This is a genomic window from Xanthomonas sacchari, from assembly GCF_040529065.1.
Classification (GTDB): domain Bacteria; phylum Pseudomonadota; class Gammaproteobacteria; order Xanthomonadales; family Xanthomonadaceae; genus Xanthomonas_A; species Xanthomonas_A sacchari.
This window is the reverse complement of the sequence record NZ_CP132343.1, coordinates 1,081,430-1,106,620: the sequence shown is the minus strand read 5'-3', so window position 1 is coordinate 1,106,620 and position 25,191 is coordinate 1,081,430. Positions and strand designations below refer to the sequence as shown.

At 70.6% G+C, this 25,191-nt stretch carries 23 protein-coding genes; 16 read left to right on the top strand and 7 right to left on the bottom strand.

Annotation, left to right across the window (positions count from 1 at the left end):
• The first annotated feature begins 75 nt into the window (after positions 1-75).
• On the top strand, positions 76-1,440 hold the full coding sequence (locus RAB71_RS04775; protein ID WP_010341930.1) for a DUF2252 domain-containing protein: 1,365 nt from the start codon (positions 76-78) through the stop codon (positions 1,438-1,440).
• Between the two features lie 147 nt (positions 1,441-1,587).
• Here the strand turns inward: RAB71_RS04775 and RAB71_RS04770 are convergent, their stop codons facing one another.
• Both RAB71_RS04770 and RAB71_RS04765 read right to left on the bottom strand, forming a co-directional pair.
• Positions 1,588-3,903, bottom strand: coding sequence for a DUF1631 domain-containing protein (locus RAB71_RS04770; RefSeq protein ID WP_010341931.1), 2,316 nt, complete (start codon positions 3,901-3,903; stop codon positions 1,588-1,590).
• Between the two features lie 214 nt (positions 3,904-4,117).
• Positions 4,118-6,349: a DUF1631 family protein gene (locus RAB71_RS04765; protein WP_029561947.1), complete on the bottom strand. Its 2,232-nt coding sequence runs from the start codon at positions 6,347-6,349 to the stop codon at positions 4,118-4,120.
• 155 nt (positions 6,350-6,504) lie between these two features.
• Between RAB71_RS04765 and RAB71_RS04760 the strand changes: the two genes are divergently transcribed.
• The 5 genes from RAB71_RS04760 to RAB71_RS04740 all read left to right on the top strand — a co-directional run bounded on the left by RAB71_RS04760 (position 6,505) and on the right by RAB71_RS04740 (position 10,677).
• Positions 6,505-7,080, top strand: a complete 576-nt coding sequence (locus tag RAB71_RS04760; RefSeq protein ID WP_010341933.1) for a nitroreductase — start codon at positions 6,505-6,507, stop codon at positions 7,078-7,080.
• Positions 7,077-8,000, top strand: coding sequence for a 5'-3' exonuclease H3TH domain-containing protein (locus RAB71_RS04755; protein WP_010341934.1), 924 nt, complete (start codon positions 7,077-7,079; stop codon positions 7,998-8,000). Before RAB71_RS04760 ends, RAB71_RS04755 begins: the two co-directional genes overlap by 4 nt.
• Before the next feature lie 144 nt (positions 8,001-8,144).
• On the top strand, positions 8,145-8,696 hold the full coding sequence (locus RAB71_RS04750; protein WP_010341935.1) for an NUDIX hydrolase: 552 nt from the start codon (positions 8,145-8,147) through the stop codon (positions 8,694-8,696).
• Positions 8,689-9,486, top strand: a complete 798-nt coding sequence (locus RAB71_RS04745) for an N-formylglutamate amidohydrolase (RefSeq protein ID WP_010341936.1) — start codon at positions 8,689-8,691, stop codon at positions 9,484-9,486. Before RAB71_RS04750 ends, RAB71_RS04745 begins: the two co-directional genes overlap by 8 nt.
• 303 nt (positions 9,487-9,789) lie before the next feature.
• Positions 9,790-10,677 (top strand): transglutaminase family protein, encoded by an 888-nt coding sequence (locus RAB71_RS04740; RefSeq protein ID WP_010341937.1) that lies wholly within the window; start codon positions 9,790-9,792, stop codon positions 10,675-10,677.
• A 39-nt stretch (positions 10,678-10,716) separates the two neighbouring features.
• Here the strand turns inward: RAB71_RS04740 and pip are convergent, their stop codons facing one another.
• Both pip and prmC read right to left on the bottom strand, forming a co-directional pair.
• On the bottom strand, positions 10,717-11,658 hold the full coding sequence (gene pip, locus RAB71_RS04735) for a prolyl aminopeptidase (RefSeq protein ID WP_010341938.1): 942 nt from the start codon (positions 11,656-11,658) through the stop codon (positions 10,717-10,719).
• A 193-nt stretch (positions 11,659-11,851) separates the two neighbouring features.
• The gene (prmC, locus tag RAB71_RS04730) at positions 11,852-12,685 is read right to left on the bottom strand and encodes a peptide chain release factor N(5)-glutamine methyltransferase (protein ID WP_010341940.1); all 834 of its coding nucleotides are present in this window, start codon (positions 12,683-12,685) and stop codon (positions 11,852-11,854) included.
• Positions 12,686-12,922: 237 nt separating this feature from the next.
• Between prmC and ahpC the strand changes: the two genes are divergently transcribed.
• The 7 genes from ahpC to RAB71_RS04695 all read left to right on the top strand — a co-directional run bounded on the left by ahpC (position 12,923) and on the right by RAB71_RS04695 (position 20,182).
• Positions 12,923-13,489 (top strand): alkyl hydroperoxide reductase subunit C, encoded by a 567-nt coding sequence (gene ahpC / locus RAB71_RS04725; protein WP_010341941.1) that lies wholly within the window; start codon positions 12,923-12,925, stop codon positions 13,487-13,489.
• 160 nt (positions 13,490-13,649) lie between these two features.
• Positions 13,650-15,242 (top strand): alkyl hydroperoxide reductase subunit F, encoded by a 1,593-nt coding sequence (gene ahpF, locus RAB71_RS04720; protein ID WP_010341942.1) that lies wholly within the window; start codon positions 13,650-13,652, stop codon positions 15,240-15,242.
• A 151-nt stretch (positions 15,243-15,393) separates the two neighbouring features.
• The gene (locus tag RAB71_RS04715) at positions 15,394-16,347 is read left to right on the top strand and encodes a LysR substrate-binding domain-containing protein (RefSeq protein ID WP_010341943.1); all 954 of its coding nucleotides are present in this window, start codon (positions 15,394-15,396) and stop codon (positions 16,345-16,347) included.
• A 113-nt stretch (positions 16,348-16,460) separates the two neighbouring features.
• Positions 16,461-16,892: a nucleoside diphosphate kinase regulator gene (rnk, locus tag RAB71_RS04710; protein ID WP_010341944.1), complete on the top strand. Its 432-nt coding sequence runs from the start codon at positions 16,461-16,463 to the stop codon at positions 16,890-16,892.
• Between the two features lie 46 nt (positions 16,893-16,938).
• Positions 16,939-17,907, top strand: coding sequence for a transaldolase (tal, locus tag RAB71_RS04705; protein ID WP_010341945.1), 969 nt, complete (start codon positions 16,939-16,941; stop codon positions 17,905-17,907).
• A gap of 286 nt (positions 17,908-18,193) precedes the next feature.
• Positions 18,194-18,763, top strand: a complete 570-nt coding sequence (locus RAB71_RS04700) for a type 1 glutamine amidotransferase family protein (RefSeq protein ID WP_010341946.1) — start codon at positions 18,194-18,196, stop codon at positions 18,761-18,763.
• A 189-nt stretch (positions 18,764-18,952) separates the two neighbouring features.
• A complete protein-coding gene (locus RAB71_RS04695; RefSeq protein ID WP_010341947.1) occupies positions 18,953-20,182 on the top strand; it encodes a hypothetical protein in 1,230 nt (409 codons plus the stop codon).
• Between the two features lie 89 nt (positions 20,183-20,271).
• Here the strand turns inward: RAB71_RS04695 and msrA are convergent, their stop codons facing one another.
• Both msrA and RAB71_RS04685 read right to left on the bottom strand, forming a co-directional pair.
• A complete protein-coding gene (msrA, locus tag RAB71_RS04690; RefSeq protein ID WP_010341948.1) occupies positions 20,272-20,922 on the bottom strand; it encodes a peptide-methionine (S)-S-oxide reductase MsrA in 651 nt (216 codons plus the stop codon).
• 100 nt (positions 20,923-21,022) lie between these two features.
• The gene (locus RAB71_RS04685) at positions 21,023-21,547 is read right to left on the bottom strand and encodes an SgcJ/EcaC family oxidoreductase (protein WP_010341949.1); all 525 of its coding nucleotides are present in this window, start codon (positions 21,545-21,547) and stop codon (positions 21,023-21,025) included.
• A gap of 127 nt (positions 21,548-21,674) precedes the next feature.
• On the opposite strand from RAB71_RS04685, the gene RAB71_RS04680 reads away from it, so the two are divergent.
• Genes RAB71_RS04680 through RAB71_RS04670 form a run of 3 tightly spaced genes read left to right on the top strand, consistent with a single transcriptional unit; the run spans position 21,675 to position 24,753 of the window.
• Positions 21,675-22,376, top strand: coding sequence for a helix-turn-helix transcriptional regulator (locus tag RAB71_RS04680; protein WP_104609513.1), 702 nt, complete (start codon positions 21,675-21,677; stop codon positions 22,374-22,376).
• Complete coding sequence (locus RAB71_RS04675; RefSeq protein WP_010340672.1) at positions 22,373-24,283, top strand: ATP-binding protein; 1,911 nt, start codon at positions 22,373-22,375, stop codon at positions 24,281-24,283. Before RAB71_RS04680 ends, RAB71_RS04675 begins: the two co-directional genes overlap by 4 nt.
• Entirely contained in the window at positions 24,280-24,753 is a 474-nt protein-coding gene (locus RAB71_RS04670; RefSeq protein WP_010340671.1) for a response regulator, read from the top strand. The genes RAB71_RS04675 and RAB71_RS04670 overlap by 4 nt, the downstream gene beginning before the upstream one ends.
• A 75-nt stretch (positions 24,754-24,828) precedes the next feature.
• Here the strand turns inward: RAB71_RS04670 and RAB71_RS04665 are convergent, their stop codons facing one another.
• A complete protein-coding gene (locus tag RAB71_RS04665) occupies positions 24,829-25,056 on the bottom strand; it encodes a DUF2007 domain-containing protein (protein WP_010340670.1) in 228 nt (75 codons plus the stop codon).
• Between the last annotated feature and the right edge of the window lie 135 nt (positions 25,057-25,191).

Below are 25,191 nucleotides of genomic sequence, written 5' to 3'. Positions count from 1 at the left end.
GCGATGGGCGGTTCATCTGCGTGCAATGCGGGCGTGCTCGACTGCCGCTTCCCTCGTCCGCCCTGGAGACCCGCGATGTCCACCCGCCTGCCGCAGTTGCTGCTGATCGGCCTGACCCTTGCCGCATGCGCCAGTGGCGCGACGGCGGCGAGCAAGCGCAACGCCTGGGTGGTGCAGCAGATCCACGACTACAACCATCCCTACGCCGCGCAGCGTGCCGAGCTGGACACCAAGATGGCGACCATGGCCACCAGCGCCTACGCCTTCTACCGCGGCACCGACCACATCTTCTACCAGGACATGACGACCCTGCCGGAATCGCTGTGGACCTCGCCGCAGACCGGCTACACCTGGCTCGGCGGCGACACCCACCTCGGCAACTTTGATGCGGCGCGCGACAGCAGCGGCAAGGCGGTGTTCAAGGTCGCCGACTTCGACGAAGGCCACCTCGGCCAGTACGTGTGGGACCTACGCCGGCTGGCCGCGAGCATGGTCCTGGCCGGCCGCGACAACGGCCTGTCCGACAGCGACATCGGCGACGCCATCGACACCATGGTCGGCGCCTACCTGGACAAGATCGCCGACTTCCGCGGCAGCGACGCCGAAGCGAGCTTCCAGCTGAGCAAGCGCAACACCAGTGGCGCGGTGGCCAAGATCATCGACAGCGCCGACGGCAAGAGCCGCAGCAGCCTGCTGTCCAAGTACACGGTGGTCAGCGGCGGCAAGCGCCAGTTCCAGGACCTGGACAACCTGGTCGCGGTGGACACCGGCACCGCCTCGGCGGTGGCCGCGGCGATGAACGGCTACATCGGCTCGATCGCCGCGTCCAAGCGCTATGCGTCCAGCTACTACACCATCAAGGACGTGCGCCAGAAGCTGGGTTCGGGCACCGGCAGCCTCGGCCGCCTGCGCCTGTACGTGCTGATCGAAGGCCCGAGCACGTCGACCAGCGACGACGTGATCCTGGAGTGGAAGCAGGAAGCGGCCAGCGTGGTCGCGGTGGCGGCGCCGTCGCAGATGCCGGCCTCCACCTACGACAACAACGAAGGCGCGCGGGTGGCGCGCACCGCCAAGGCGCAGACCATCGACGCCGACGTGCTGGTCGGCTACGCCAGCGTCAACGGCACCCCGTTCTACGTGCACGAGAAGTCGCCGTTCCAGCAGGACCTGGATCCGACCGCGCTGGACAGCGCCGGCAAGCTCGCCACCGCCGCCACCTACCTGGGCCAGGCCCTGGCCTCGGCGCACGCCCTGGCCGACCAGGACTACGACCCGAACGTGGTGCCCTACAGCATCGACAAGCAGATCGACCAGGCGGCCACCAGCAAGAGCGGGCTGAAATCGGAACTGCGCCAGTTCGCGTTCGACTACGCCGCGCAGGTGCAGTTGGATTGGCAGTCGTTCGTGGCCGCATACAAGGCGGGCACGCCGTTGTATTGAGTTCGCCGCTGCATGCGGTCGACCGTGACATCTGTTGTGTTGGCGACCGCCACTGGCCGCCGATGACGCGCTTGCGCTGCCACCGCAACGCCTAGGAGAGAAGCGGCGCCACGCCGTCGCAGCGCAGGCCGACGGCGCCAGCGCGCCTCAGTGCAAGGTCGGGCTGTGCGGGTCCAGCCGGTCGATGACGCCCTGCATGGCGCTGTCGAAGGCGCCGTCGTCCACGTGCGCGCGCAGCCGGCCCAGCCGCACCATCACCGCCAGTTCTTCCGGCGAGGCCACGCAGAAGCGCACGCCGCGCCGGTTGACGAACAGCAGGCGCGACGAGATCGGGCTCACCCACGACAGCTTGCCGGCCTGCATCTTGCCGTCGCGGTCGACGAAATCCAGCCAGGTGCCGATCGGCATCGCGCGGAAGCGGTCAGCATCGGCGTTGTCGAAATCGTCCATGGTCTGTGGCGGCGCCACCTCCACCGGTTGCGCCTCCTGCACCGGCGGTTGCGGCAGCGCCACCTGCGGCAGTTCCGGCAGCGGCCGCTCCAGTTCCGGACGCAGTTCGGCCACCGCCTGCAGCGTGTCGTGCAGCGCATCGATCGCCGCCGTGGCCGCCTCGGCATGAAGGCCGACGCTGGCGAAGACCCGCTGCAGCGCGCCCTGCCAGGCCTGCAGCCAGGGCTTGCCGACGATGTGCCGCTGCGCCTCGGCGGCTTCCTCGAGCAGGCCGTCGGCCAGCGCCAGCGCATCGCGCACGCCGGGGCCGCCCTCGCCTTCGCGCAGCATCGCCATGGTCAGGTGGTGCTGCCACGGCTGGTGCAGGAAATCCTGCAGCGCCTGCGGCAACTGCCGGCCCTGCAGGCGCAGCTGCAGTTCGGCCTCGGCGCGCTGCCGCGCCAGTTCCAGCTTCTCCTGGCCGCGCTGGGTCTCGGCGGCGCGGCGCTCGGCGATCTCGATGCGGCGGCGGTGCTGCACCAGGAAATCGCGGAATTCCTCTTCCAGGGTCAGGAAGATCGCCAGGTTCTCGTTGAACTCGGCCACCAGCCGGTCGATGATCTCCTCGACCTTGCCCATCAGCACGCGCTCGGCCTGGCTCTCGCCGGTGTTGCCCTCGCAGGCCTCGGCCAGCGAGTTGAGCAGGCGCCGCGCCGGATGGGTCTTCTGCACGAACATGCGCCGGTCCAGCAGCGCGACCTTGACGAACGGCACCACCAGCCGGCCGATCAATTCGCGCGAGCGGCCTTCCAGGTCGCGCTCGTCGAGCATCACGTCGAACAGCATGCCGACCAGGTCGATCGCATCCTCGTCGACCGGATCCAGCCGTGCATGCGCCGGGTCCACGCCGAACTGGGTGGCGTTGGACAGCACCTCGCTCTTGAGCCGCTGCGCCAGCGACTCGCTGTCGTCGCCGATCGCCGCGCGCAGGGTGGCGCTGGGCGTGGCCTGCAGCAGCGACAGCACCGACATCATCTCGCGCTGGCTCAGCGGCCGTTGCTGGCCCACCGCCGCGGTCGCCGCGGAGGTGGCGCTCTCGCGCGCGTTGCGAGTCTGCTGCAGCAGTTCGTGCAGCGCCTCCAGCAACACGCCCTGGCTGCCGCCGGGCAGGCGCGCTTCGGGATCCTCGTAGCGCTCGCCGGCCTGCAGGCTGCCGCGGCGCTCGGCCCACCGGTTGACGAAGCGGTTGGCCCAGGCCGGCGCGTAGTGTTCCTCGTCCTCGCCCAGCTCGGCGCCGATGCCGGCATCGGCCGCAGCGCCGGTGTCGCGCAGCGGGCGCTGCTCCGGCGGCGGCGCGCGGCGCGGCGGCGGCGTGCGTGGCCGCGAGATCTCCGGCATCACCCCGGCCTGGGCGAGGCTGTCGTCCAGGTCCTGGTAGAGCTTGCCGACCCCGGCGGTGAAGTCGCGCTCGCACAGCTTGATCAGCACCAGCCGCACTTCCGGGGCCAGGTCGCTGGTGGAGAAGGCGGCATGCACGGCCACGCCGATGTGTTCGGGGCCGATCGGGTTGGTGTCCGCATCCAGTTCCAGGCCGCCGGCGATCCAGCCCAGGCGCCGGTCGATGCGGGTCAGCACCGGCTTCCACTCGCGCAGCAGCACGCTGGCCAGGTTGCGCACCGCCAGCCGCGATTCCAGTTCGTGTTCGGAGATCAGGCTCAGGCCCTGCCCATAGCCGGCCAGGGCGACTTCGGCCGACAACGGCGCGCCGGCCTCCAGCGCCTCCCAGGCGGTATGCAGTTGCGCGCGGAAGCGCGCGGCGATCTCGTCGCGGCGGCGCCGCAACTCGCGCATCCCGTCCAGGAACAGCAGCTGCGACGCACCCGCGCTCTCGGCGCGGTCGAACAGCACGTCGTCGAAGTGCGCCAGCGCCTCGGCGAAAGCCTGGCCCAGCACCGGCAGCATGCCCTCGCGCGCCTGCGTCAACAGGCGCGGGTCACGCGCCGGGTGTGCGTGCGGGCTGGGGCTGAAACTCATGCGCGACGGCTCCGCGCCATGGACGGCGCCAGATGGAGGAATGGTGGAGGACAAACAGACGCGGCCCCTGTTTCCGCTCCTGCATGGTAGGCAAGGTAGCTGAATATCGACCGTGACGGGCTACGCATTTCTCGCTCCAGAACGTGACCCCGAGCAGAATCGTAGCGGTCGGCAGCGTAACCGCGCGTGCAGTGCGGCCTGAATGCGCAACCGCTCAGGCCGCGACCGCCACCCGTTCCAGGCGGTCGACCACGCCCTGCATGGCACTGTAGAACGCATCGTCGTCGCGATGCAGGCGCAGCCTGTCCAGCCGCGCCATCACCGCCAGCGCCTCGGCCGAGGCGACGCACAGCCGCCCGCCACGACGGTTGACGAACAGCAGGCGCGCCGAGATCGGGCTCACCCAGGTCAGCTTGCCGGGTTGCACGCGGCCCTCGCGGTCGACGAAGTCCAGCCAGGTCCCCAACGGCAGGTTGCGGAAGTAATCGGCGGTGATGTGGTCGAAATCGGTGGCCTGGGCCGGTTCCGGCAGGGCCGGCACGGTCTCGGCGGCGGGCGGCTCGGGCACGTCCACGCCCGCCGCGGGCAGCGCGGCCTGCAGCGGCCGCGCGTGCGCCAGGTCGTCCAGCGCCATGTGCAGGGCCTGCCAGGCGGCTTCGGCCGCCGCGGCGTCCAGGCCGACGCTGGTCCACAGCCGGGTCAGCTCGGCATGCTGCGGCTGCAGCCACCCTTCAGCCGGTGCCGCGCCGGACTGGGCCTGGCGGCACTGCGCCAGCACCGCATCGCCCAGCGCCAGCGCCGCGGCGAGCGCGCTGCCCTGGCCGTCGTCGCGCAAGGCCGACTGCTGCACGTACTGACACCAGGACTGGCGCAGGAACGCCTCGATGGGCAGCGGCAGGGCCAGGTCGTCGCCGGCCTGCTGCAGCAGTTCGTGCAGGGCCTGCGCGGCGCGCTGCCGGGCAACCTCGCGGCGTTCCTCGGCCCGCTGCAGTTCGGCCGCGCGGCGCTCGGCAATCTCCACCCGGCGCCGGTACTGCTCGTAGGCGCTGCCGAACTCGGCCTCCAGCGCCAGGAACACCGCCAGGTGCTCGTCGAAATCGCGCACCACCCGTTCGACCGCCGCCTGCGCCTGCGCCAGCAGCGCCTGCTCCGGGCCGGTGCTGCCGGCATTGCCGTCGCAGGCGTCGGCCAGCAGGTTGAGCAGGCGCCGCGCCGGATGCCCGTCGCGCACGAACAGGCGGCCGTCGATCAGCGCCACCTTGGCCATCGGCACCAGCATCTGCCCCAGCAGTTCGCGCTGCGCCGGCTGCAGCACGCATTCCTCGAGCATCACGTCGAACAGCAGGCCGACCAGATCCAGGGTGTCGGCATCGGCCGGGTCCAGGCAGGTGCTGGCCGGGTCCAGGCCGAGCGAGGCGCCGACCCCGGCGATCTGCCGGCGCAAGCCCTGCGCCAGCGGGCCGCCGTGTTCGCAGACCGCGGCGAATCCGGCCAATGGCATGGTCTGCAGCAGCGACAGCACCGACAGCACCTCGCGCGGCGACAGGCAGCGCCGGCCGTCGCCCGGGCCCGCCTCCGGCTGCGCCTCGTGCAGCAGCGCGCGCAACGCCGGCGGCAGTACTTCCTGCTCGTTGCGTGCATGCGCGTCCAGCGCGCGCGCGGCACGGCGCTGTGCCGCCGACAAAGGCGCGGCGGTGTCCCAGTTCTCGAAGAAGCGGCTGATCCAGTCCGGCGCCGCCTCGTCATCGCTCGCGCCCAGGCGCGGGATGGCACGGCGGCGCGGACGCCCGCTGGGCAGCGCGCGGGCGCGCGCGACCTCGTTCAGGCGCTGCTCCAGTTGCGCATACAGCTCGCCGACGCGCTCCTGCAGTTCCTGCTCGCAGATCTTGACGATCGCCAGTTGCACCTGCGGCGCCAGCACCAGCCCGTGCAGCGCCGCGTACACCGCCGCGCCCACGTGCTCGGGGCCGAACGGGTTGTTGTCGGCATCGATGCGCTGGCCGCCGGCGATGAAGCCGAGGAACCGGTTCAGCCGCATCAGCTCCGGCCGCCAGCGGTGCTGGATCGCGCCGGCCAGGTTGCGCACCGCCAGGCGCACGTCCAGTTCCTGTTCCGAGACCAGGCTCAGGTCGCCGCGCTCGCGCGCCAGGCTGCGCTCCACCGACAGCGGGCGCCCGGCTTCCACTGCCTGCCAGGCCTGGGCCAGATGCGCGCGGAAACGCGCGGCGATCGGCTCGCGCTGCTGGCGCAACAGCTGGATCGCCTCGAAATAGTCGTTCTGCGCCGGCCCGGCGCGCTCGGCCATGCGGAACAGCGCCTCGGCAAGCACGTCCAACACCTCGCCGAACGCGCCGGCGAGCGGAACCGACACCACGTCACGGACCTGCTCGAGCAGATCCGCGTTGCGGCTGGGCGACAACTCTTCAGCGTATTCAGCAAGGGTCATGGCAGTGTGATACGCAGGCGGCAGTGAGACCGACGTCAATTCGGAAGCTAGCGGCAGATCAGCAACGCAACGTGATTGTCCGTGTAACTGCGGCATCCGCTGCCGCCTGCGAGCGCCCGACTATAATTCCGCGCCCGCCCCACGGAATCGAGACTATGCGCACAATTCATTCGCTGCAAGCGCTGGATGCGCGCCGTTCAGTGCCATCCAAGCAGCTGGGCGAGCCGGGACCGGACGCGGAGACGCTGCTGGCGATGCTGCAGTCTGCAGTGCGTGTCCCCGATCACGGAAAGCTGGTGCCGTTCCGCTTCCTGCGCATCGCCGGCCCGGCGCGCCAGGCGTTGGGCGACATCCTCGCCGCGCGCACCCTGCAGCGCGATCCCGGCGCGGCACCGGCGGCGGTGGAGAAGGACCGCGAACGCTTCGCCCACGCGCCGCTGGTGATCGCGGTCATCGCGCGCCTGCAGCGCGGGCACAAGGTGCCGGAGATCGAACAGTGGATGACCGCCGGATCGGTGTGCTTCGCGCTGCTGCAGGCGGCGCAGGCCTACGGCTTCGGCGCGCAGTGGCTGACCGGCTGGATGGCGTATGACGAAACGGTGACCGCGCGACTGGGCCTGGCCGAGCACGAGCATGTCGCCGGCTTCATCCACATCGGCACCGCCCGCCTCGACGTGCCGGAGCGCGAGCGGCCGGACCCACGCGCGCTGCTCAGCGACTGGACGCCGTGAACGCAGGCCTGCCCGTGTCGCGGCCGCTGTACCTGGTCGATGCCAGCCTGTACGTGTTCCGCGCCTGGCATTCGATTCCCGACGAGTTCCAGGACGCGCAGGGCTGGCCGACCAATGCGGTACACGGCTTCGCCCGCTTCCTGCTCGACCTGCTCGAGCGCGAGCGACCGCAGCACATCGTGATCGCCTTCGACGAAGCGCTGGACAGCTGCTTCCGGCATCGGCTGTACACCGCCTACAAGGCCAACCGCGCGCCGGCACCGGACGCGCTGCGCCGCCAGTTCGCGCACTGCAAGGCGCTCTGCGCGGCCCTCGGCCTGGGCGTGCTGGCGCACCACGACTACGAGGCCGACGACCTGATCGGCAGCGCCCTGCACAGCGCCCGCGGCAACGGCTTCCACGGCGTGATCGTCTCCGCCGACAAGGACCTGTCGCAGTTGCTGCTGGAGTTCGACGAACAATGGGACTACGGCCGCGGCCAGCGCTGGGGCGCGGCCGGAGTCAAGGCGCGGCACGGCGTGCATGCGCACCAGATCGCCGACTACCTGGCGCTGACCGGCGATGCGATCGACAACATCCCAGGAGTCACCGGCATCGGCGCCAAGTCGGCGGCGATCCTGCTGGCGCACTTCGGCGACCTGGACACGCTGCTGGCACGGGTCGACGAAGTGGCATTCCTGCGCCTGCGCGGCGCCGCGCAGATGGCCGTGCGCCTGCGCGAGCAGCGCGAACACGCGCTGCTGTGGCGGCAACTGACCACCATCGCCCTGGACGCGCCGCTGCACACCGCCACCACGGATTTCGCCCGCGGCGCGGCCGATGCCGACATGCTGCACGGCCTGTGCGAGGCGCTGCGCTTCGGGCCGCTGACCCGACGCCGGCTGCTGCAGGCGGCGGGCCTGGAGTTCGTAGCCGGCTGAGCGCCGGCCTCGCGTCGCGCCCACCCACCGCTGGCCGCAGGGCACGCATCAAAAAAACACAGCGCACGCTCTACACTGCACCGCATCGCCGGACCGCGCCGCGCGCGACCGCGCCTTCTTCCTCCGCCATCTTGCGAGCTGCCCATGCCCCGCCACGATTCCCCGCCCCGCGTCGTCTACGAAGGCAAATACCAGCGCATGGTCGTGCGCGGCACCTGGGAGTATTCCGAACGGGTGCATGCCGGTGGCCTGGCCGCGATCATCGTGGCGGTCACGCCGGACGACGAAGTGCTGTTCGTCGAACAGTTCCGCGTGCCGCTGCAGGCGCGCACCATCGAGATGCCGGCCGGCCTGGTCGGCGACATCGATGCCGGCGAATCGATCGAAGTGTCGGCGGTGCGCGAACTGGAAGAGGAGACCGGCTGGACCGCCGACCACGCCGAAGTGCTGCTGATCGGCCCGACCTCGGCCGGCGCCAGCAACGAGAAGATCGCCTTCGTCCGTGCCACCGGCCTGCGCAAGGTCGGCAACGGCGGCGGCGACGCCAGCGAGGACATCACTGTGCATACGGTACCGCGCGCCCGTGCCGCCGCGTGGCTGGTGCAGAAGATGGGCGAAGGCTACGCACTGGACGCGAAGCTCTGGGCCGGCCTGTGGATGATCGAACACGAGCTCGACGGGACGCCGCGTGGCTGAGGCACCCCGTTCCGATCTGCCACCGCTGCTGGGCGCCGACGACCCGGCGGTATTCACCATCCACCGCGCGCACGGCGCTTCGCCGTTCGTGCTGCTGGCCGACCACGCCGGCCAGGCGGTCCCGCATGCGCTGCACGGTCTCGGCCTGGCGCAGGCGGACCTGGACCGGCACATCGGCTGGGACATCGGCATCGCCGGTACCACCCGCGCGCTGTCGGCGCTGCTCGACGCCTGGGCGATCGAACAGACCTATTCGCGACTGCTGATCGACTGCAATCGCCCGCTGGCCTCGCCGACGCTGATTCCGCCGGTCAGCGACCACACCGTGGTGCCGGGCAATGCCGGGCTCACGGCGGCGCAGCGGCAGCAGCGCATCGACGCCGTGCATGCGCCCTACCACGCGCGCATCGCCGCCGAACTGGACGCACGCCGCGCCGCCGCGCGCCCCACCCTGCTGGTGATGATGCACAGCTTCACCCCGGTGATGGACGGCGTGCCGCGGCCCTGGCATGTCGGCGTGCTCTACCACCGCGACACCCGTTTCGCCCACGCGCTACTGCAGGCGCTGCGCGAGGAAGACGACCTGCTGGTCGGCGACAACGCGCCGTACGCGGTCAGCGACAGCAGCGACTACGCGGTGCCCGTGCACGGCGAAGGCCGCGGCCTGCCGCACGTGGAACTGGAGATCCGCCAGGACCTGATCGCCGACGCCGCCGGCCAGCAGGCCTGGGCGCAGCGCCTGGCGCGGATCTTCAGCGCGCTGCAGCCGCCGTTGCTGGCGCTTGGCTGAGTACAAGACGTCGGCGAGAGATGTGGCTTTTGCCGCGTCCCTCCGTCGAAGACGACCGACCACCGCGCCCACGCGCTGCCGCAAGGCGCTCCCGGTGCGGCGGTCCTTGGCGTAGCACCCACGTCGCGCCGCGGTTTCGCCCCCCCCCGTCGCCAATGCGTCGGTTCGACATACACTGAGCCCCCTCCTCCGCTCAGCATGCTGAAGCGGCGAGCGCCCGCCTTCACACCAAGCTGAGCGCGGCCTGCGCACGCTGGGCTTGGACCGGTCCGCGCCGGCAACCCGCCCCGCACCGGACACCCCATGCTCATCCGCCTCGGCTACGAGATCCGCTACCGTTTCGCGCAGGCGACGCCGATGCTGGCGATGCTGGACATCCACGACAGCCGCCACGACGACATCGTCGCCGCCACCGCCCTGCACAGCATGCCGGCAGTGCCGCTGCACACCTATCGCGACGGCTTCGGCAACCGCTGCACGCGCCTGCAGGCACCCGCCGGCGCACTGACCCTGCGTGCCGACGCGGTGGTGCGCGACAGCGGGCTGCCGGACCAGTATCGCTACGACGCCGCGCAGACCCCGGTGGAGCAGTTGCCCGACGATACCCTGGTGTATCTGCTCGGCAGCCGCTACTGCGAGACCGACCTGCTCAGCGGCATGGCCTGGGAGCTGTTCGGCGGCACGCCGCCCGGCTGGGCACGGGTGCAGGCGATCTGCGACTACGTGCATGCGCGCATCGCCTTCGGCTACGTCCATGCTTGCGCGACCAAGAGCGCGGCGCAGGCACTGCAGGAAGGGCGCGGCGTGTGCCGCGACTTCGCGCATGCGGCCATCGCGCTGTGCCGCTGCATGAACATTCCGGCCCGCTACTGCACCGGCTACCTCGGCGATATCGGCGTCCCCGCCTCGGACGCGCCGATGGATTTTTCCGGCTGGTTCGAGGCCTTCCTCGACGGGCACTGGTACACCTTCGATGCGCGCCACAACCTGCCGCGCATCGGCCGCGTGCTGATCGCGCGCGGCCGCGACGCCGCCGACGTGGCGATCAGCACCACCTTCGGCGACAACGTCCTGGAATCGTTCGTGGTGTGGACCGAAGAGACCACGCAAGCGCAACTCGACCCACGGCCGGCACCGCCAGGTGCAGCCGCGGCGGCCGACTACGCGCCTGGCAACGTGCTGGCCTGCTGAGCCGCAGACCGGGCGCGCCGCGCAGGCGCCCCCGCGAACTCAGGCGAAGCCGTCGGTGGCGCGCACCAGCGCGTCGACGTTCTCGGCCTCGAAGGCCGAATGGCCGGACGCCGGCGTGATCTGCAGCGTCGCCTTCGGCCAGGCCTTGGCCAGGTCCCAGGCGTTGGCCAGCGGGCAGACCACGTCGTAGCGGCCGTGCACGATCACCCCGGGGATGTCGGCGATGCGGTGCGCGTCGCGCAGTAACTGGTCCTCGACCTCGAAGAAGCCGCCGTTGACGAAGTAGTGGTTCTCGATGCGCGCGAACGCCAGCGCGAAGTGCGGGTCTTCGTGGCTGTCGACGAAATCGGCATCCACGTGCAGGAAGCTGGTGGCCCCCTCCCACACGCTCCAGGCCTTGGCCGCGGCCAGGCGGGTGGCCTCGTCGTCGCTGGTCAGGCGCCGGTGGAAGGCCGAGATCAGGTCGGCGCGCTCCACCGGCGGGATAGCGGCGACATAATGTTCCCACGCATCCGGGAACAAGCGGCTGGCGCCTTCCTGGTAGAACCACTCCAATTCCCAGCGGCGCAGCATGAAGATGCCGCGCAGCACCAGTTCGGTGACGCGCTGCGGATGCGTCTGCGCGTAGGCCAGCGCCAGGGTCGAGCCCCAGCTGCCGCCGAACACCTGCCAGCGGTCGATGCCCAGGTGCGTGCGCAGCCGCTCGATGTCGGCGACCAGGTCCCAGGTGGTGTTGTCGACCAGGTCGGCATGCGGCGTGGAACGGCCGGAACCGCGCTGGTCGAACAGCACGATGCGGTACTTGGCCGGATCGTGGAAGCGGCGCATCTTGGCGTTGCAGCCGCCGCCCGGACCGCCATGCAGCAGCACCACCGGCTTGCCGTGCGGATTGCCGCACTGTTCGTAGGACAGGGTATGCCGTGCGTCCACCGGCAACATGCCGCTGTCGAACGGCTCGATCTCGGGATACAGCGTGCGCATGGCGCCTCCTGCAGGGAAACCCCCGATTCTACCCAGCGCGTGGCCTGGACTCGCAGACGAATGCACCGCGCTCGCTTGGCGCCTGGGGCGAATCGACGCGGCTGCTCGGCACAGCGCGGGTCGCTTCCCTGCACGGCGCGCATCGCGTGCCCGCCATCGACAACGGCCGCGTGCGTCTTGCCAGGCCTATCGCTCAACCAGCCAGCCACTGCCCCAGCGTGACCCGATCGCGCGCTTCAAGGTCCTGCTGGGTTGCCACCTGCGCGAAGCCGGCCGCGTCCAGCAGTGCGCGCACCGCCGCGCCCTGGTCCCAGCCGTGTTCCAGCAGCAGCCAGCCACCGGGCAGCAGATGCGCCGGCGCAGCGGCGACGATCCGGCGCAGATCGTCCAGCCCGTCCGGGCCGGATGCCAGCGCGCTGGCCGGTTCGTAGCGCAGGTCGCCCTGCTGCAGGTGCGGATCGCCATCGGCGATGTACGGCGGGTTGCTGGCGATCAGGTCGAAGCGCTGGCCGGCCAGCGGCGCCAGCCAGGCACCGTGGACGAAGGCGACGTTGCCCAGGCCGTGCGCGTGCGCGTTGGCCCGCGCGACCGCCAGGGCGGCTGTACTGAGGTCGGTGGCCGTCACCTGCGCCTGCGGGCGCTCGCTGGCCAGGGCCAGGGCGATGGCACCGCTGCCGGTGCCGAGGTCGGCGACACGCCGGCCCGGCGCCCCATCCAGCCGCTCCAGCGCCAGTTCCACCAGCCGCTCGGTATCCGCGCGCGGGATCAGCGTGGCCGGCCCGACCGCCAGGTCCAGGGTCCAGAAGCCGCGCCGGCCGGTCAGGTAGGCCACCGGCTCGCCCTGCGCACGCCGCGCCAGCAAGGCCTGGAACCCGGCGACCACATCGCCGGGCAGCGGCTCGCGGGCGTGCGCGAACAGCCAGGCACGGTCGCGTTGCAGCGCGTGCAGCAGCAGCGCTTCGGCATCGCCGCGCTCGACCTGGGTACAGGCCGCGCGCAGCAGGGACTCGGGGGTAGGCGCATTCATCGCTGTCACGATGACGCAGCGAGCCTGGAAAAGCCAACGTGGTAGAAGGACACCACGCCTACGCGCCATGGGCGGCTGGCGCCATCGCGCGGCAGCGCAGCAAAGAGCCAGGCTTGGAAATCGATAGAGGAAACCTATCTATTCAATTCCATCAATCGATTTGAGGGATCTATCGGCGCCCCCTATCATGAGCCTCGTTCCATCCCCCGACCCCTATTGCAACCACGAGGAAACTCCATGTCGTCTTTGATCAACACCCAGGTCCAGCCGTTCAAGGCCAACGCCTACCGCAACGGCGAATTCATCGAAGTCACCGACGCGGACCTGAAGGGCAAGTGGTCGGTGCTGATCTTCATGCCGGCCGCCTTCACCTTCAACTGCCCGACCGAAGTGGAAGACGCCGCCGAGCATTACGCCGAGTTCCAGAAGATCGGCGCCGAGGTCTACATCGTCACCACCGACACCCATTTCTCGCACAAGGTGTGGCACGAAACCTCCCCGGCGGTGGGCAAGGCCCAGTTCCCGCTGGTCGGCGACCCGACCCACCAGCTGACCCGCGCCTTCGGCGTGCACATCGAGGAAGAAGGCCTGGCCCTGCGCGGCACCTTCGTGATCAACCCGGAAGGCGTGATCAAGACCCTCGAGATCCACGACAACGCGATCGCCCGCGACGTGACCGAGACCCTGCGCAAGCTCAAGGCCGCGCAGTTCGTCGCTTCGCACCCGGGCGAGGTGTGCCCGGCCAAGTGGAAGGAAGGCGAGAAGACCCTGAAGCCGTCGCTGGACCTGGTCGGCAAAATCTAAACCGCCCGCGCTCCCATCTCCGCCTTGCGGCGGGGGTGGGGGTGAACCGCAGCCGGCATCGCGCGCCGGCGCCGGCTGCGGTTCATCCCTCCTCCCCTCTTCGGCGCGCTGCTCCGGCAGCACGCCTCCCCCTCGCTTTGCCCAACGTCAGGAGTCCGCCATGTTGGATGCCGATCTGAAAACCCAGTTGAAGGCTTACCTGGAGCGGGTCGTCCGGCCCATCCACATCACCGCGTCGGTGGACGATGGCGCCAAGTCGCGCGAGATGCTCGACCTGCTCGAGGACCTGGTGCTGCTGTCGGACAAGATCACCCTGGACGTGCACCGCGACAGCGGCGAGCGCACCCCGTCGTTCGCGCTGAACAGCCCGGGCCACGATATCCACCTGCGCTTCGCCGGCCTGCCGATGGGCCACGAATTCACCTCGCTGGTGCTGGCGCTGCTACAGGTCGGCGGCCACCCGTCCAAGGCCACCGCCGAGTTGATCGAGCAGGTGCGCAACCTGCCCGGCGAGTACCGCTTCGAAACCTATTTCTCGCTGTCCTGCCAGAACTGCCCGGACGTGGTGCAGGCGCTGAACCTGGCCGCGGTGCTGAATCCGAACATCCAGCACGTGGCGATCGACGGCGCGCTGTTCCAGGACGAGGTCGAGTCGCGGCAGATCATGTCGGTGCCCACCGTCTACCTCAACGGCGAAGTCTTCGACCAGGGCCGCATGACCCTGGAGCAGATCGTGGCCAAGCTCGACACCGGCGCGGCCAAGCGCGATGCGGCGGCGATCGCGGCCAAGGCGCCGTTCGACGTGCTGGTGGTCGGCGGCGGCCCGGCCGGCGCGGCGGCGGCGATCTACGCCGCGCGCAAGGGCATCCGCACCGGTGTGGCGGCCGAGCGCTTCGGCGGCCAGGTGCTGGACACCATGGCGATCGAGAACTTCATTTCCGTGCAGGAGACCGAAGGCCCGAAGATGGCCGCGGCGCTGGAGCAGCACGTGCGCCAGTACGACGTGGACATCATGAACCTGCAGCGCGCCGAGCAGCTGGTGCCGGCCGGCGCCGACGGTCTGGTCGAGGTCAAGCTGGCCAACGGCGCGTCGCTGAAGAGCCGCACGGTGATCCTGTCCACCGGCGCGCGCTGGCGGCAGATGAACGTGCCCGGCGAAGACCAGTACCGCAACAAGGGCGTTGCCTACTGCCCGCACTGTGACGGCCCGCTGTTCAAGGGCAAGCGTGTGGCGGTGATCGGCGGCGGCAACTCCGGCGTGGAAGCGGCGATCGACCTGGCCGGCATCGTCAGCCACGTCACCCTGGTCGAGTTCGACAGCAAGCTGCGCGCCGACGAAGTCCTGCAGCGCAAGCTGCGCAGCCTGGGCAACGTCGACATCCTGGTCAACGCGCAGAGCACCGAGGTGCTGGGCGACGGCCAGAAGGTCACCGGCCTGGTCTACAAGGACCGCGTCGGCGGCGATGTGCATCGCGTGGCGCTGGAAGGCATCTTCGTGCAGATCGGGCTGCTGCCGAACACCGAATGGCTGCAGGGCACGGTGGCGCTGTCGCCGCGTGGCGAGATCGTGGTCGACGACCGTGGCCAGACCTCGCTGCCGGGCGTGTTCGCCGCCGGCGATGCGACCACGGTGCCGTACAAGCAGATCATCATCGCCATGGGCGAAGGCTCCAAGGCGGCGCTGAGCGCCTTCGACCACCTGATCCGCCACAGCGCCCCAGTCGCCAGCGGCAGCGTCGCCGAAGCCGCCTGATCGGCCCCGGTCCCGCGCCGCACTGCCGGCGCGGGACCACGGCACGCGGCCTGCGCCGCGCACGCCCATCTGTCTCGCCGCCATCTGCGCCAGACGCTCTATGCTGTGACCCTGCGACACCTCCCGCCGCTGCGTCCCGAGGAACCCGTCGATGAACCTGCGTGATCTGAAATACCTGGTGGCGCTGGCCGATCACAAGCATTTCGGGCGCGCCGCCGCGGCCTGCTTCGTCAGCCAGCCGACGCTGTCCACGCAGATCAAGAAACTCGAGGACGAACTGGGCGTGCCGCTGGTCGAGCGCGCTCCGCGCAAGGTCATGCTGACCCCGGCCGGGCGCGAGGCGGCCAGCCGCGCGCGCGGCATCGTCGCCGAAATCGAGCAGATGAAGGAGGCGGCGCGGCGCAGCCAGGATCCGGAAGCCGGCACCGTGCGCCTGGGCATCTTCCCCACGCTCGGCCCGTACCTGCTGCCGCACGTGATCCCGCGCATCCGCGAGCGCTTCCCGCAGCTGGAACTGCTGCTGATCGAAGAGAAGAGCGACGTGCTGCTGACCCGCCTGCGCGAAGGCCGGCTGGACGCCGCACTGCTGGCGCTGCCGCTGCACGACGAGCAGTTGCACGCCGAATTCCTGTTCGAGGAACCGTTCGTGCTGGCGGTGCCCGAGCAGCATCCGCTGGCGCGGCGGCCGACCCCGCTGACCCTGGAGGAACTGCACGCGCAACGCCTGCTGCTGCTCGAGGATGGGCATTGCCTGCGCGACCAGGCGCTGGACGTGTGCCATCTGTCCGGTGCGCTGGAAAAGGCCGAGTTCCAGGCCACCAGCCTGGAGACGCTGCGACAGATGGTCGCGGCCAACGTCGGCGTGACCCTGTTGCCGCTGCTGGCGGTGCAGCCGCCGGTGGCCAACCCGCCGAACCTGCGGCTGTTGGCGTTTGCGCCCGAGGGCGGACCGAGCCGGCGCATCGCCATGCTGTGGCGGCGCAGTTCGGCGATGGGCGCGTTCCTGCAGCAACTGGCGCACCTGTTCGGCGCGCTCCCCGAAGACCTGTTCACGCTGCCGGCGCAGGCGCCGCTGCCGAGCCAGGCGCCGCGCCAGGTGGCCTGAGCGGGGCAGACCCGGCCACGGCGTCGCATCGGCGCCGGCTTGCTTGCACAATGGCAACAGGGGGCGGCACGGTGCCGCCCCCGTGCGTTGTGCCATCCAACCGGAGCCTGTCCATGACCTCGCAACACCACAGCGGCCTGCCGCCCTCGTTGATCCTCTCCAGCCGCGATTTCGCGCGTCTGGAAGCCCTGCTCGATTCCCCTGCCTTGCAGCAGCACCCGGCCGCGCTCGCGCTGGGCGCAGAACTCGACCGCGCCACCGTCGTGGCGCCGGAGCAACTTCCTCCCGGCATCGTCGCCATGCATTCGCGTGTGGAATGCGAAGACGAACTGCACGGCGAACGCCACCAGCTGACCCTGGTCTATCCGCACGAAGCCGATGCCGCGCATGCGCGCATCTCGGTGCTGGCTCCGGTCGGCAGCGCCCTGCTCGGCCTGGCCGTGGGCCAGTCGATCGACTGGCAGGCGCCCGGCGGACGCCCGCTGCGCCTGCGCGTGACCGCGGTGCAGCGCGCCGACGACGACAACGCGCGCGCAGCGCGTTAACGTGCGCGGCCCTATCCTTGTTCCCACTCGTTTCCGAGAGATACCGATGACCTCTTCCGCCCCCTCCAAGCTCGCCCAGTTGCGCGAGTTGTCCGTGGTCGTGGCCGATACCGGCGACTACGACGCGATCAAGCGGCTCAAGCCGGTGGACTGCACCACCAACCCGACCCTGGTGAAGAAGGCGCTGGACCTGCCGGTCTATGCCGACCTGATCGACGAGGCGCTGGCCTGGGCGCGTAGCCAGGACGGCGACCACGCCGCCCTGGTCGACGAGATCGCCGACCGCCTGACCATCGGCGTCGGCGCCAAGCTCAGCGCGCTGGTGCCCGGCCGCGTGTCCACCGAAGTGGATGCCGACCTGGCCCACGACACCCCCGCCACCATCGCCAAGGCGCACAAGTTCATTGCCATGTATGCCGAGCGCGGCATCCCCAAGGACCGCATCCTGATCAAGGTCGCCGCGACCTGGGAAGGCATCGAGGCCGCGCGGCAGCTGCAGAAGGACGGCATCGACTGCAACCTGACGCTGATTTTCAACCGCACTCAGGCCCTGGCCTGCGCCGAGGCCGGCGTGTTCCTGATCTCGCCATTCGTCGGCCGCATCCTCGACTGGTACGTGGCCAAGGGCCAGACCCCGGCGACCATCGACGAAGACCCGGGCGTGCAGTTCGTGCGCGGCGTGTACGACGAGTTCAAGCGCCGCGGTTCGCAAACCGTGGTCATGGGCGCCTCGTTCCGCTCCACCGCGCAGATCGAGGCGCTGGCCGGCTGCGACCGCCTGACCATCTCGCCGGACCTGCTGGAGAAGCTCGACGCCGACCACGGCCCGCTGCCGCGCAAGCTCTCGCCCGGCCAGGCCGACGGCGCCAAGATCGAGCCGATCGACGCCAAGCGCTTCGCCGCCGACCTGGCCGCCGATCCGATGGCCACCGAGAAGCTGGCCGGCGGTATCGACACCTTCGCCAAGGATCTGCAGACCCTGCGCGACACGATCCGGCACAAGCTGGTCGGCTGAGTGTTGCCTGCACCCCAAGCGCGGTGATGCTGCGCTTGGGGGGCGGGAATAGGGAAACGGGAATGGGGAATCGGGAAAAGCGAGTCCCCGTTTTTCTGCTGTCTCCCGATCGATTCGATGACGTCTGCACGCGGTTGCACCGCGCGAGCGCGAAGGCGCACGCCCTACGAACGCCGAAAACAGACATAGGTGCGGCGCATATCACCTGCGGCGCTTTCGGCACCGCGTTGGCGCGGACGCAACTTTTCCCGGGCTATGCTGCGCGCCCGAGTGCAGAGGCAAGGCAATGGCAACGATCGCAGTGGTGATGGTGGACGGCGTGGCGGACTGGGAGATCGGCACCATCCTGCCGGCGGCGCGGGCCTGGTTCGGCGACACGATCCAGATCGCCAGCATCGACGGCAAGCCCATCACCTCGATCGGCGGACTCGACCTGCACCCCACCCACGCGCTGTCGGACCTGGCGCCGCTGGACGCCGACCTGTGGCTGCTGCCCGGCAGCGACCGCTGGCAGGCCGGCGAAATTCCCGGGCTGAGCGCATTGCTGCAGCAACGCCTGGAAGCCGGCCGCGGCGTGGCGGCGATCTGCGGCGCGACCCTGGCGCTGGCCTACGCCGGCCTGCTCGATAGCCGTCCGCATACCAGCAACTCAGAAGCCTTCCTGCGCGAGCACGCCGGCGTCTATGCCGGCAGCGCGCACTACCAGGAACGCCGCGCGGTCAGCGCCGGCGGCCTGATCACCGCACCGGGCACCAGCCCGGTCAGCTTCGCCGAGGAATGCCTGCGTCTGCTGCACCCCGAACGCGAGGAGCAGATCGCGCAGATGCGGCAGATGTTCGCGGCCGAGTTCGTCTAGCGCGACCAGTGCCACCTGTCATACAGACGGCGGCGGCACGCCATGACTACACTTGTCGCCATACCCTGCAATCCGCCATCGGCGGCTTCGCGCGGCGTCGCGGTCGATCCGCGGCGGGCGTGACGTAACGGCGTCACGCACACTCGCGCAGCGGCAGGGTGCTTCCATGGCTTGGACAGGAGAGAGTGCATGCGCGGATGGATGGCGCGTTGTCTGGTTTCGCTGACGCTGGCTGCCGCCAGTGCCACCGGCATGGCCGCCACGCCGGCACCGACCCGGGTCGCGATCCTGGGCGTCGAACATGCGGCGCAACTGGTCTCCGAGCGCGACCAGCCGGGCGTGCTTGCCGCATTCCTGGAGCAGCTCGCGCCGGATGCGATCTGTCTCGAGCGCCCGCCGGAGCAAGCGGCGCGCGGCGACTATTACGAATACACCTACGAGGTGCAGGGCGTGATCCTGCCGTACGCCGCGGCGCATCCGGTCGCCCTGTGTCCGATCGACTGGATGCCGCCGGTGGAGGACGCCAGGCTCGGCTTCGGCGTGGACCTGGACACCCCGCTGGAACTGCGCCGCGAGCAGGGTTTCCAGGGTTTCCTGTCGTTCCCCGACAAGGCCGCCCTGCAGCGCGACTTCTTCGCGGCGGATGCGGCCGAAAACGTGGCCGCGGCGCAGAAGTGGGCGCAGACGCCGGCGCCCCGTGCCGACCAGGACCTGCCGCGGCGCCTGTACCTGTACCGCACCTTCCTGCAGGCCCAGCGCATCCGCGCCGCAGCGCTGGCGCACCCGGGCAAGACCGTGCTGGTCGTGGTCGGCTATTTCCACAAGCCGGACCTGGAAGCGATCCTCGCGCACGATCCGGCGATCGCGTTGGTCAAGCCCTCGACGCTGGGGCGCCCGGCGGCGGACGCGGTCGAGCGCGCCACCACCGCGACGCAGCGCGCCGCGATCCTCGCCTTCAACCTGCTCGGCACCCAGGCCGACACCGGCAACGTCGATTGGGCGTGGATGGGCCGCGTCCTGGATGCCTACGCGGCCGACGCGCCAGCCGCCGAAACGGCGCTGTTGCAGACGCGCCTGGCGCTGCTGAGCGGCCGCATTGCACCGGCCGAGGCACAGCGGCGCTACACACGGCTCGCCGGGGACACCCCGGTCGAACTGGCGTTCGGCTGGACCGGCGTGCAGGACCGCACGCGGGTGGATTCGTTCTTCGATCCCTTCGGCAACCTGACGGTGCGCCAGCGCGCGACGCTGGAACTGGCGCGGACCGACTACGCGCTCAGCCGCAGCCGTGACGGCGACGCGGCGATCGAACGGCTAAAGGCCGAGCTGTCGCCACGCAAGGCGCTGCAACTGTCCGGCTATGCGGCGCGGCTGCGGCCAGCCGCCGCGAACACGCGCGATCCGCGTGCCGCGAAGTAACGGGCTCGCGCCAAGACGTCACCCGCGGTCGCTATGCCCCCCCCCGATGGCGACAGCATCCTGCGCACACCATGCGCAGATGCGCTCGCTCAGGCCTCCAGCCCGATCGGACAACTCACCCCGGTGCCGCCCAGGCCGCAGTAGCCACCCGGGTTCTTGGCCAGATACTGCTGGTGCTCGTCCTCGGCGTAGTAGAACGGCGGCGCCGGGAAGCGGATTTCGGTGGTGATGGGGCCGTAGCCGGCGGCGTCCAGGCGCTGCTGGTAGGCATCGCGGCTGGCCAGCGCGGCCTCGTATTGCGCCTGGGTGGTGCAGTAGATCGCCGAGCGGTACTGGGTGCCGGTGTCGTTGCCCTGGCGCATGCCCTGGGTCGGGTCGTGGCTTTCCCAGAAGGTCTGCAGCAACTGCTCGAAGCGCACGGCCTGCGGGTCGAACGCCACCAGCACCGCCTCGGTGTGGCCGGTCTGGCCCGAGCACACTTCGCGATAGGTGGCGTTGGGCGTCTCGCCGCCGGCGTAGCCGACCGCGGTGCTGAACACGCCTGGCAGCGACCAGAACTTGCGTTCGGCGCCCCAGAAGCAGCCCAGGCCGAACTGCACCTGCTCCAGGCCGACGAAGGCGTCGCGCAACGGATGGCCGTTGACGAAGTGGCGGTTGTGCAGCGGCAGCGGCTGCGCGTGTCCCGGCAGGCTCTCGCCCGGGCGCGGCAGGCGCTGCTTGAAGGCACCGATTCCCAACATGGCACGGACTCCTGGCAACGACGGCGATGTCATGTGGATGGCGCTGCCGGAGTCCGCTTTCAAGTGCGCCCGACCACCGCCGCGGCACCAGGCACGACGCTCACTTCGCGGCGGCGCTGGCCGTCGCGGCGGCGACCGGCTCCGGCATCGCCGAGCTGTGGTGGTTGATGATCAGCCAGCGCCCGTCGCGCTTTTCGTACACGAAGGTGTAGCGCGCCTGCACCTGGCGGGTGCTGCCGTCGGGATTGTTCAGGGTGAAAGTGTAGACGCCCGCGTCGACCGCACTGTCGTCGTCGAGCAGCCGCACCTGGCGGTAGTTGATGGCGCCGCGCGGCTTGGCGGCGAGGAAGTGGCTGAAGTAGTCCTCGATCTCGGCGCGGCTGGCGCGCACCTGGTTGGACACCGTGGGCAGCAGCACGCCGTCGCGGGCGTACAGGTCGGCCACACGCTGCGGATTGCCGGTGGCCAGCGCCGCGTTCCAGCGGTCGAACAGGCCGGCGATCTCGCGTTCGGCGCTGCTGGCCGGCGTCGCCGGCTGGCCGTCGTAGTGCATCGCCGGCGCGGCCAGCGCGGTGGAGGTGGTGGTGGTCAGGCCCAGTGCCAGGGCGAACAGGATGCGACGCATGGGAAGTCTCCGTGTGCTGAGGGGATGCCGTCTCGGGGCGAAGCGAGTATTGGCAGCGGCGGCTTGCGCAACATCCGCCGGGCGGCATATCCTCGAATATGCCGTTCGGCATACCGGAGACGCGCCCGTGCACCCTCCCTCCAATGCAGGCCAGTGGCGTGAGGCACTGCGCCGCGACGCTGCCGACGCGGCGCGCTGGCAGGCGGTCGCCGCCGCCGCGGCGGCGCTGCGCGAGGCCGGCGATGCCGCGCGGGCCGCCGGGCACGCGCTCGTGCCGGCTAGCGCACTAGTGGCGGCCCCGCACGCCGCGGTGCTGGCGGTGCGCGGCGCCCGCTGCCTGGTGCTGGCCAGCCAGGGCGATGCGTTGCCGCCGGGCGCCAGCGTCGCTGTCGAGGCGCCGGCGCATGCGTGGCGCCTGCGCGGCGATGCCGCCAACGAGGCCGGCGAACTGTGCCTGCCGATCGCCGCGCTGGGCGTGCCGCTGGGTACGCTGTGCCTGGGCTGGGACACGCGCACCGTGCCGGCGCCGGAAGACGTGCAGGCCCTGTCCGCGATCGCCGCGCTGCTGGCACCGCTGGCGGCCGAACCGCCGCGTGCGCCGCGGCGGCGCAAACCTGCGCAGGCCGACCGCCTGGCCGTGCTCAGCGCGCGCGAGCGGCAGGTGCTGGCGCTGCTGTCGCGCGGCCTCACCAATGCCGCGCTCGGCGCCGAACTGGGCATCAGCGCCGGCACCGCCAAGGTCCACGTCGAGCGCATCCTGCACAAGCTGCAGGTGGCCGACCGCACCCAGGCCGCAGTGGTCGCGGTGCAGGCGGGGGTGGCGCTGTGAGGGCGCTGGCGCGGCGCTGGAACGACTGGCCGCTGACCCGCAAGAGCCTGGCGCTGGTGGCGCTGCCGCTGTTGCTGCTGGTGGCGGCGCTGGTGGCGATCTACAGCGTGGAGCGGCAGAACATCGCCGCCGAGAACGACGTGCGCCGCACCCTGCAGTTGCTCAGCGACCTGCATGAAGCGCATGCGCTGCTGGCCGAGACCGCCGCCGGCGTGCGCGGCTACCGGCTGGTGCGTCAGGACGCGTTCCTGACCCCGTACCGTGACGCCGAGCCGCGGCTCAAGACCGTGGTGCAGCGCCTGTCGCAACGCATCACAGATCCGCGCCAGGCGCAGCGCTTCGCCCGCATCCAGCCGCTGTTCGAGGAGAAGATGCAGGGCTGGCGGCGGCTGCTGGCGCCGGACCTGAGCCGCGAGGAAGAGATCCGCCAGTTGCGCGAGGGCAAGGTCACCCTCGACATCCTGCGCGCGGAATTGCGCGAGCTGCGCAACTACGAGACTGCGCAGCTGCAAGTGCGTACCGCCAAGGCGCAGGCGCTGCGCCAGCGCAACCTGTTGATCACCCTGTGCGCGGCGATGCTGGGCGGGCTCGGCGCGGTGCTGGCGGTGGCCTGGTTCGCCTCGTCGCTGTCGCGGCGCCTGCGCCAGCTCTCGGCCAATGCCGACCGCCTCGGCGACGGCCGGCCGCTGGCGCCGCAGCCGCCGGCCGGCGACGAACTGGGCCAGGTCGCGCAACGCCTGCAGCAGGCCAGCACCCTGCTCGCTGCGCGCGCCGAGGAAGCGCAGTCGGCGCGCCGCGAGGCCGAGAGCGCCAACCGCGCCAAGACCGAATTCCTCTCGCGCAGCAGCCACGAACTGCGCACCCCGCTCAACGCCATCCTCGGCTATGCGCAGGTGCTGGAGATGGACCTGCCGGGCTCGGCGCAGCGCGACCACCTGCAGCACATCCTCGGCGCCGGCCGGCACCTGCTGGGGCTGATCACCGAACTGCTGGACATCGCCCGCATCGAGGCCGACCAGCTCGACCTGAGCCCAGGCCCGGTGCCGGTGCGCACCGCGCTGGAAGAGGCGCTGGGGCTGGTCGCGCCGGAGGCGCAGGCGCGCAGCATCGTGCTGCGGCCACCGGAGTTACCGCCGGAGTGGACCGTGCGCGCCGATCCGCAGCGGCTGCGTCAGGTGCTGATCAACCTGCTGTCCAACGCGATCAAGTTCAACCGTCCGGGTGGCGCGGTGTGGGTGAGCGCGGTGCCGGAAGGCCAGTCCCTGGCGCTGACCGTGCACGACCAGGGCCACGGCCTGACGCCGGCGCAGGTGCAACGCTTGTTCACTCCGTTCGAGCGGCTCGGCGCCGAGCGCTCGGCGATCGAGGGCACCGGCCTGGGCCTGGCGCTGAGCAAGCGCCTGACCGAGGCGATGGGCGGGCGCATCGCCGTGGACAGCGACCCGGACGGATCGCGCTTCACCATCGCGCTGCCGCTGGACCGCCCACAGGCGGCGGCACTGCCGGACCCGGCCGTGGCGACGACGACGGCGGGCGGGGGACAGCGCCAGTTGTTGAGCGTGGAGGACAACCCCTCCAACCAGGCGCTGATCCGCACCCTGGTCGAACGCCGCCCGCACTGGCGCCTGCACGAGGCTGCGAGCCTGGCCCAGGCGCACGCGCATCTGCAGCAGGCCACGCCGGACCTGATCCTGCTCGACCTGCACCTGAGCGACGGCAACGGCGAGGACCTGCTGCAGGCGCTGCGCGCGCAGCCGCACACCGCGGCGATCCCGGTGGTGGTGGTCAGTGCCGATGCCACCGCGACCACGCTGGCGCGCGTGCAGGGCGAGCCCGTGCGCGCCTACCTGACCAAGCCGCTGGACGTGGCCGACTTCTTCTCCGTTCTGGACCGACACCTCGCATGACCCGCAACGATGTCCTCGCCGCGCGCATCCTGATCGTCGACGACGAACCGGCCAACGTCCGCCTGCTGGAGGAACTGCTGCAGCGCGAAGGCTTCCGCCAGGTGGTGGCGACCACCGACCCGCAGCGGGTGCTGGGGCTGGTCGCCGCATTCGCGCCGGACCTGATCCTGCTCGACCTGATGATGCCGGAGCTGGACGGCTACGCGATCCTGGAGCAACTGGCGCGGCTGGCCGGCCCGTCCAGCTTCCTGCCGGTGATCGTGCTCACCGCCGACCCCAGCCGCAGCGCCCGCCACCGCGCCCTCGGCCTGGGCGCCAAGGATTTCCTGACCAAGCCGCTGGACACCTTCGAAGTGGCCCTGCGGGTCTGGAACGTGGCCGAGACCGTGGTGCTGTTCAAGCGCCTGCGTGCGCTGGCCGTGGCCGATGCCGCGCCGCCGGGCTGGTCGACGGCCGGGATTGGGGATTAGGGATTGGGGATTCGCAAAGGCGGCACCCCGCTTTTGCCAATCCCCAATCCCGACTCCCCAATCCCCGCCCCCAACCTACATCGCCCGCGTCACCTGGCCGCCCAGGCCCAATGCCGTCAGCACTTCCTGGGCCTTTTCCAGCAGTTCGTCGGCCACGCAGACCTGGACCACGCCGAACGGCAACTCGCCGGCGCCGCCGAGCAGGGCCTCGCCGAACACGAAGGCGGTGATGCCGGCATCCTCCAGCGCGTGCTTGGCCAGGTGCGCATCGATCAGGTGCTGGGCGCGGTAGGCGATCTGCATGGTCGGCCCCTCAGCCGTGAGCCGCGGACCCAGGCATGGCCTGGAGCGAAGACAGGCAAAACAGGCCCGTACACGGGTACGCCGACCGAGAAGGACGCATGACGCCAAGGGCAAGACGGAACGCCGGCATGCGGG

Bases quoted from the DNA above. Each gene is read 5' to 3' on its own strand.
- rnk (WP_010341944.1), top strand. From the start codon at position 16,461: ATGACCTCGCAACACCACAGCGGCCTGCCGCCCTCGTTGATCCTCTCC.
- RAB71_RS04685 (WP_010341949.1), bottom strand. From the start codon at position 21,547: ATGCGTCGCATCCTGTTCGCCCTGGCACTGGGCCTGACCACCACCACC.
- RAB71_RS04770 (WP_010341931.1), bottom strand. From the start codon at position 3,903: ATGAGTTTCAGCCCCAGCCCGCACGCACACCCGGCGCGTGACCCGCGC.
- ahpC (WP_010341941.1), top strand. From the start codon at position 12,923: ATGTCGTCTTTGATCAACACCCAGGTCCAGCCGTTCAAGGCCAACGCC.
- RAB71_RS04700 (WP_010341946.1), top strand. From the start codon at position 18,194: ATGGCAACGATCGCAGTGGTGATGGTGGACGGCGTGGCGGACTGGGAG.
- RAB71_RS04760 (WP_010341933.1), top strand. From the start codon at position 6,505: ATGCGCACAATTCATTCGCTGCAAGCGCTGGATGCGCGCCGTTCAGTG.
- RAB71_RS04775 (WP_010341930.1), top strand. From the start codon at position 76: ATGTCCACCCGCCTGCCGCAGTTGCTGCTGATCGGCCTGACCCTTGCC.
- RAB71_RS04670 (WP_010340671.1), top strand. From the start codon at position 24,280: ATGACCCGCAACGATGTCCTCGCCGCGCGCATCCTGATCGTCGACGAC.
- RAB71_RS04750 (WP_010341935.1), top strand. From the start codon at position 8,145: ATGCCCCGCCACGATTCCCCGCCCCGCGTCGTCTACGAAGGCAAATAC.
- RAB71_RS04765 (WP_029561947.1), bottom strand. From the start codon at position 6,349: ATGACCCTTGCTGAATACGCTGAAGAGTTGTCGCCCAGCCGCAACGCG.
- RAB71_RS04740 (WP_010341937.1), top strand. From the start codon at position 9,790: ATGCTCATCCGCCTCGGCTACGAGATCCGCTACCGTTTCGCGCAGGCG.
- ahpF (WP_010341942.1), top strand. From the start codon at position 13,650: ATGTTGGATGCCGATCTGAAAACCCAGTTGAAGGCTTACCTGGAGCGG.
- msrA (WP_010341948.1), bottom strand. From the start codon at position 20,922: ATGTTGGGAATCGGTGCCTTCAAGCAGCGCCTGCCGCGCCCGGGCGAG.
- RAB71_RS04715 (WP_010341943.1), top strand. From the start codon at position 15,394: ATGAACCTGCGTGATCTGAAATACCTGGTGGCGCTGGCCGATCACAAG.
- RAB71_RS04695 (WP_010341947.1), top strand. From the start codon at position 18,953: ATGCGCGGATGGATGGCGCGTTGTCTGGTTTCGCTGACGCTGGCTGCC.
- tal (WP_010341945.1), top strand. From the start codon at position 16,939: ATGACCTCTTCCGCCCCCTCCAAGCTCGCCCAGTTGCGCGAGTTGTCC.
- pip (WP_010341938.1), bottom strand. From the start codon at position 11,658: ATGCGCACGCTGTATCCCGAGATCGAGCCGTTCGACAGCGGCATGTTG.
- RAB71_RS04665 (WP_010340670.1), bottom strand. From the start codon at position 25,056: ATGCAGATCGCCTACCGCGCCCAGCACCTGATCGATGCGCACCTGGCC.
- prmC (WP_010341940.1), bottom strand. From the start codon at position 12,685: ATGAATGCGCCTACCCCCGAGTCCCTGCTGCGCGCGGCCTGTACCCAG.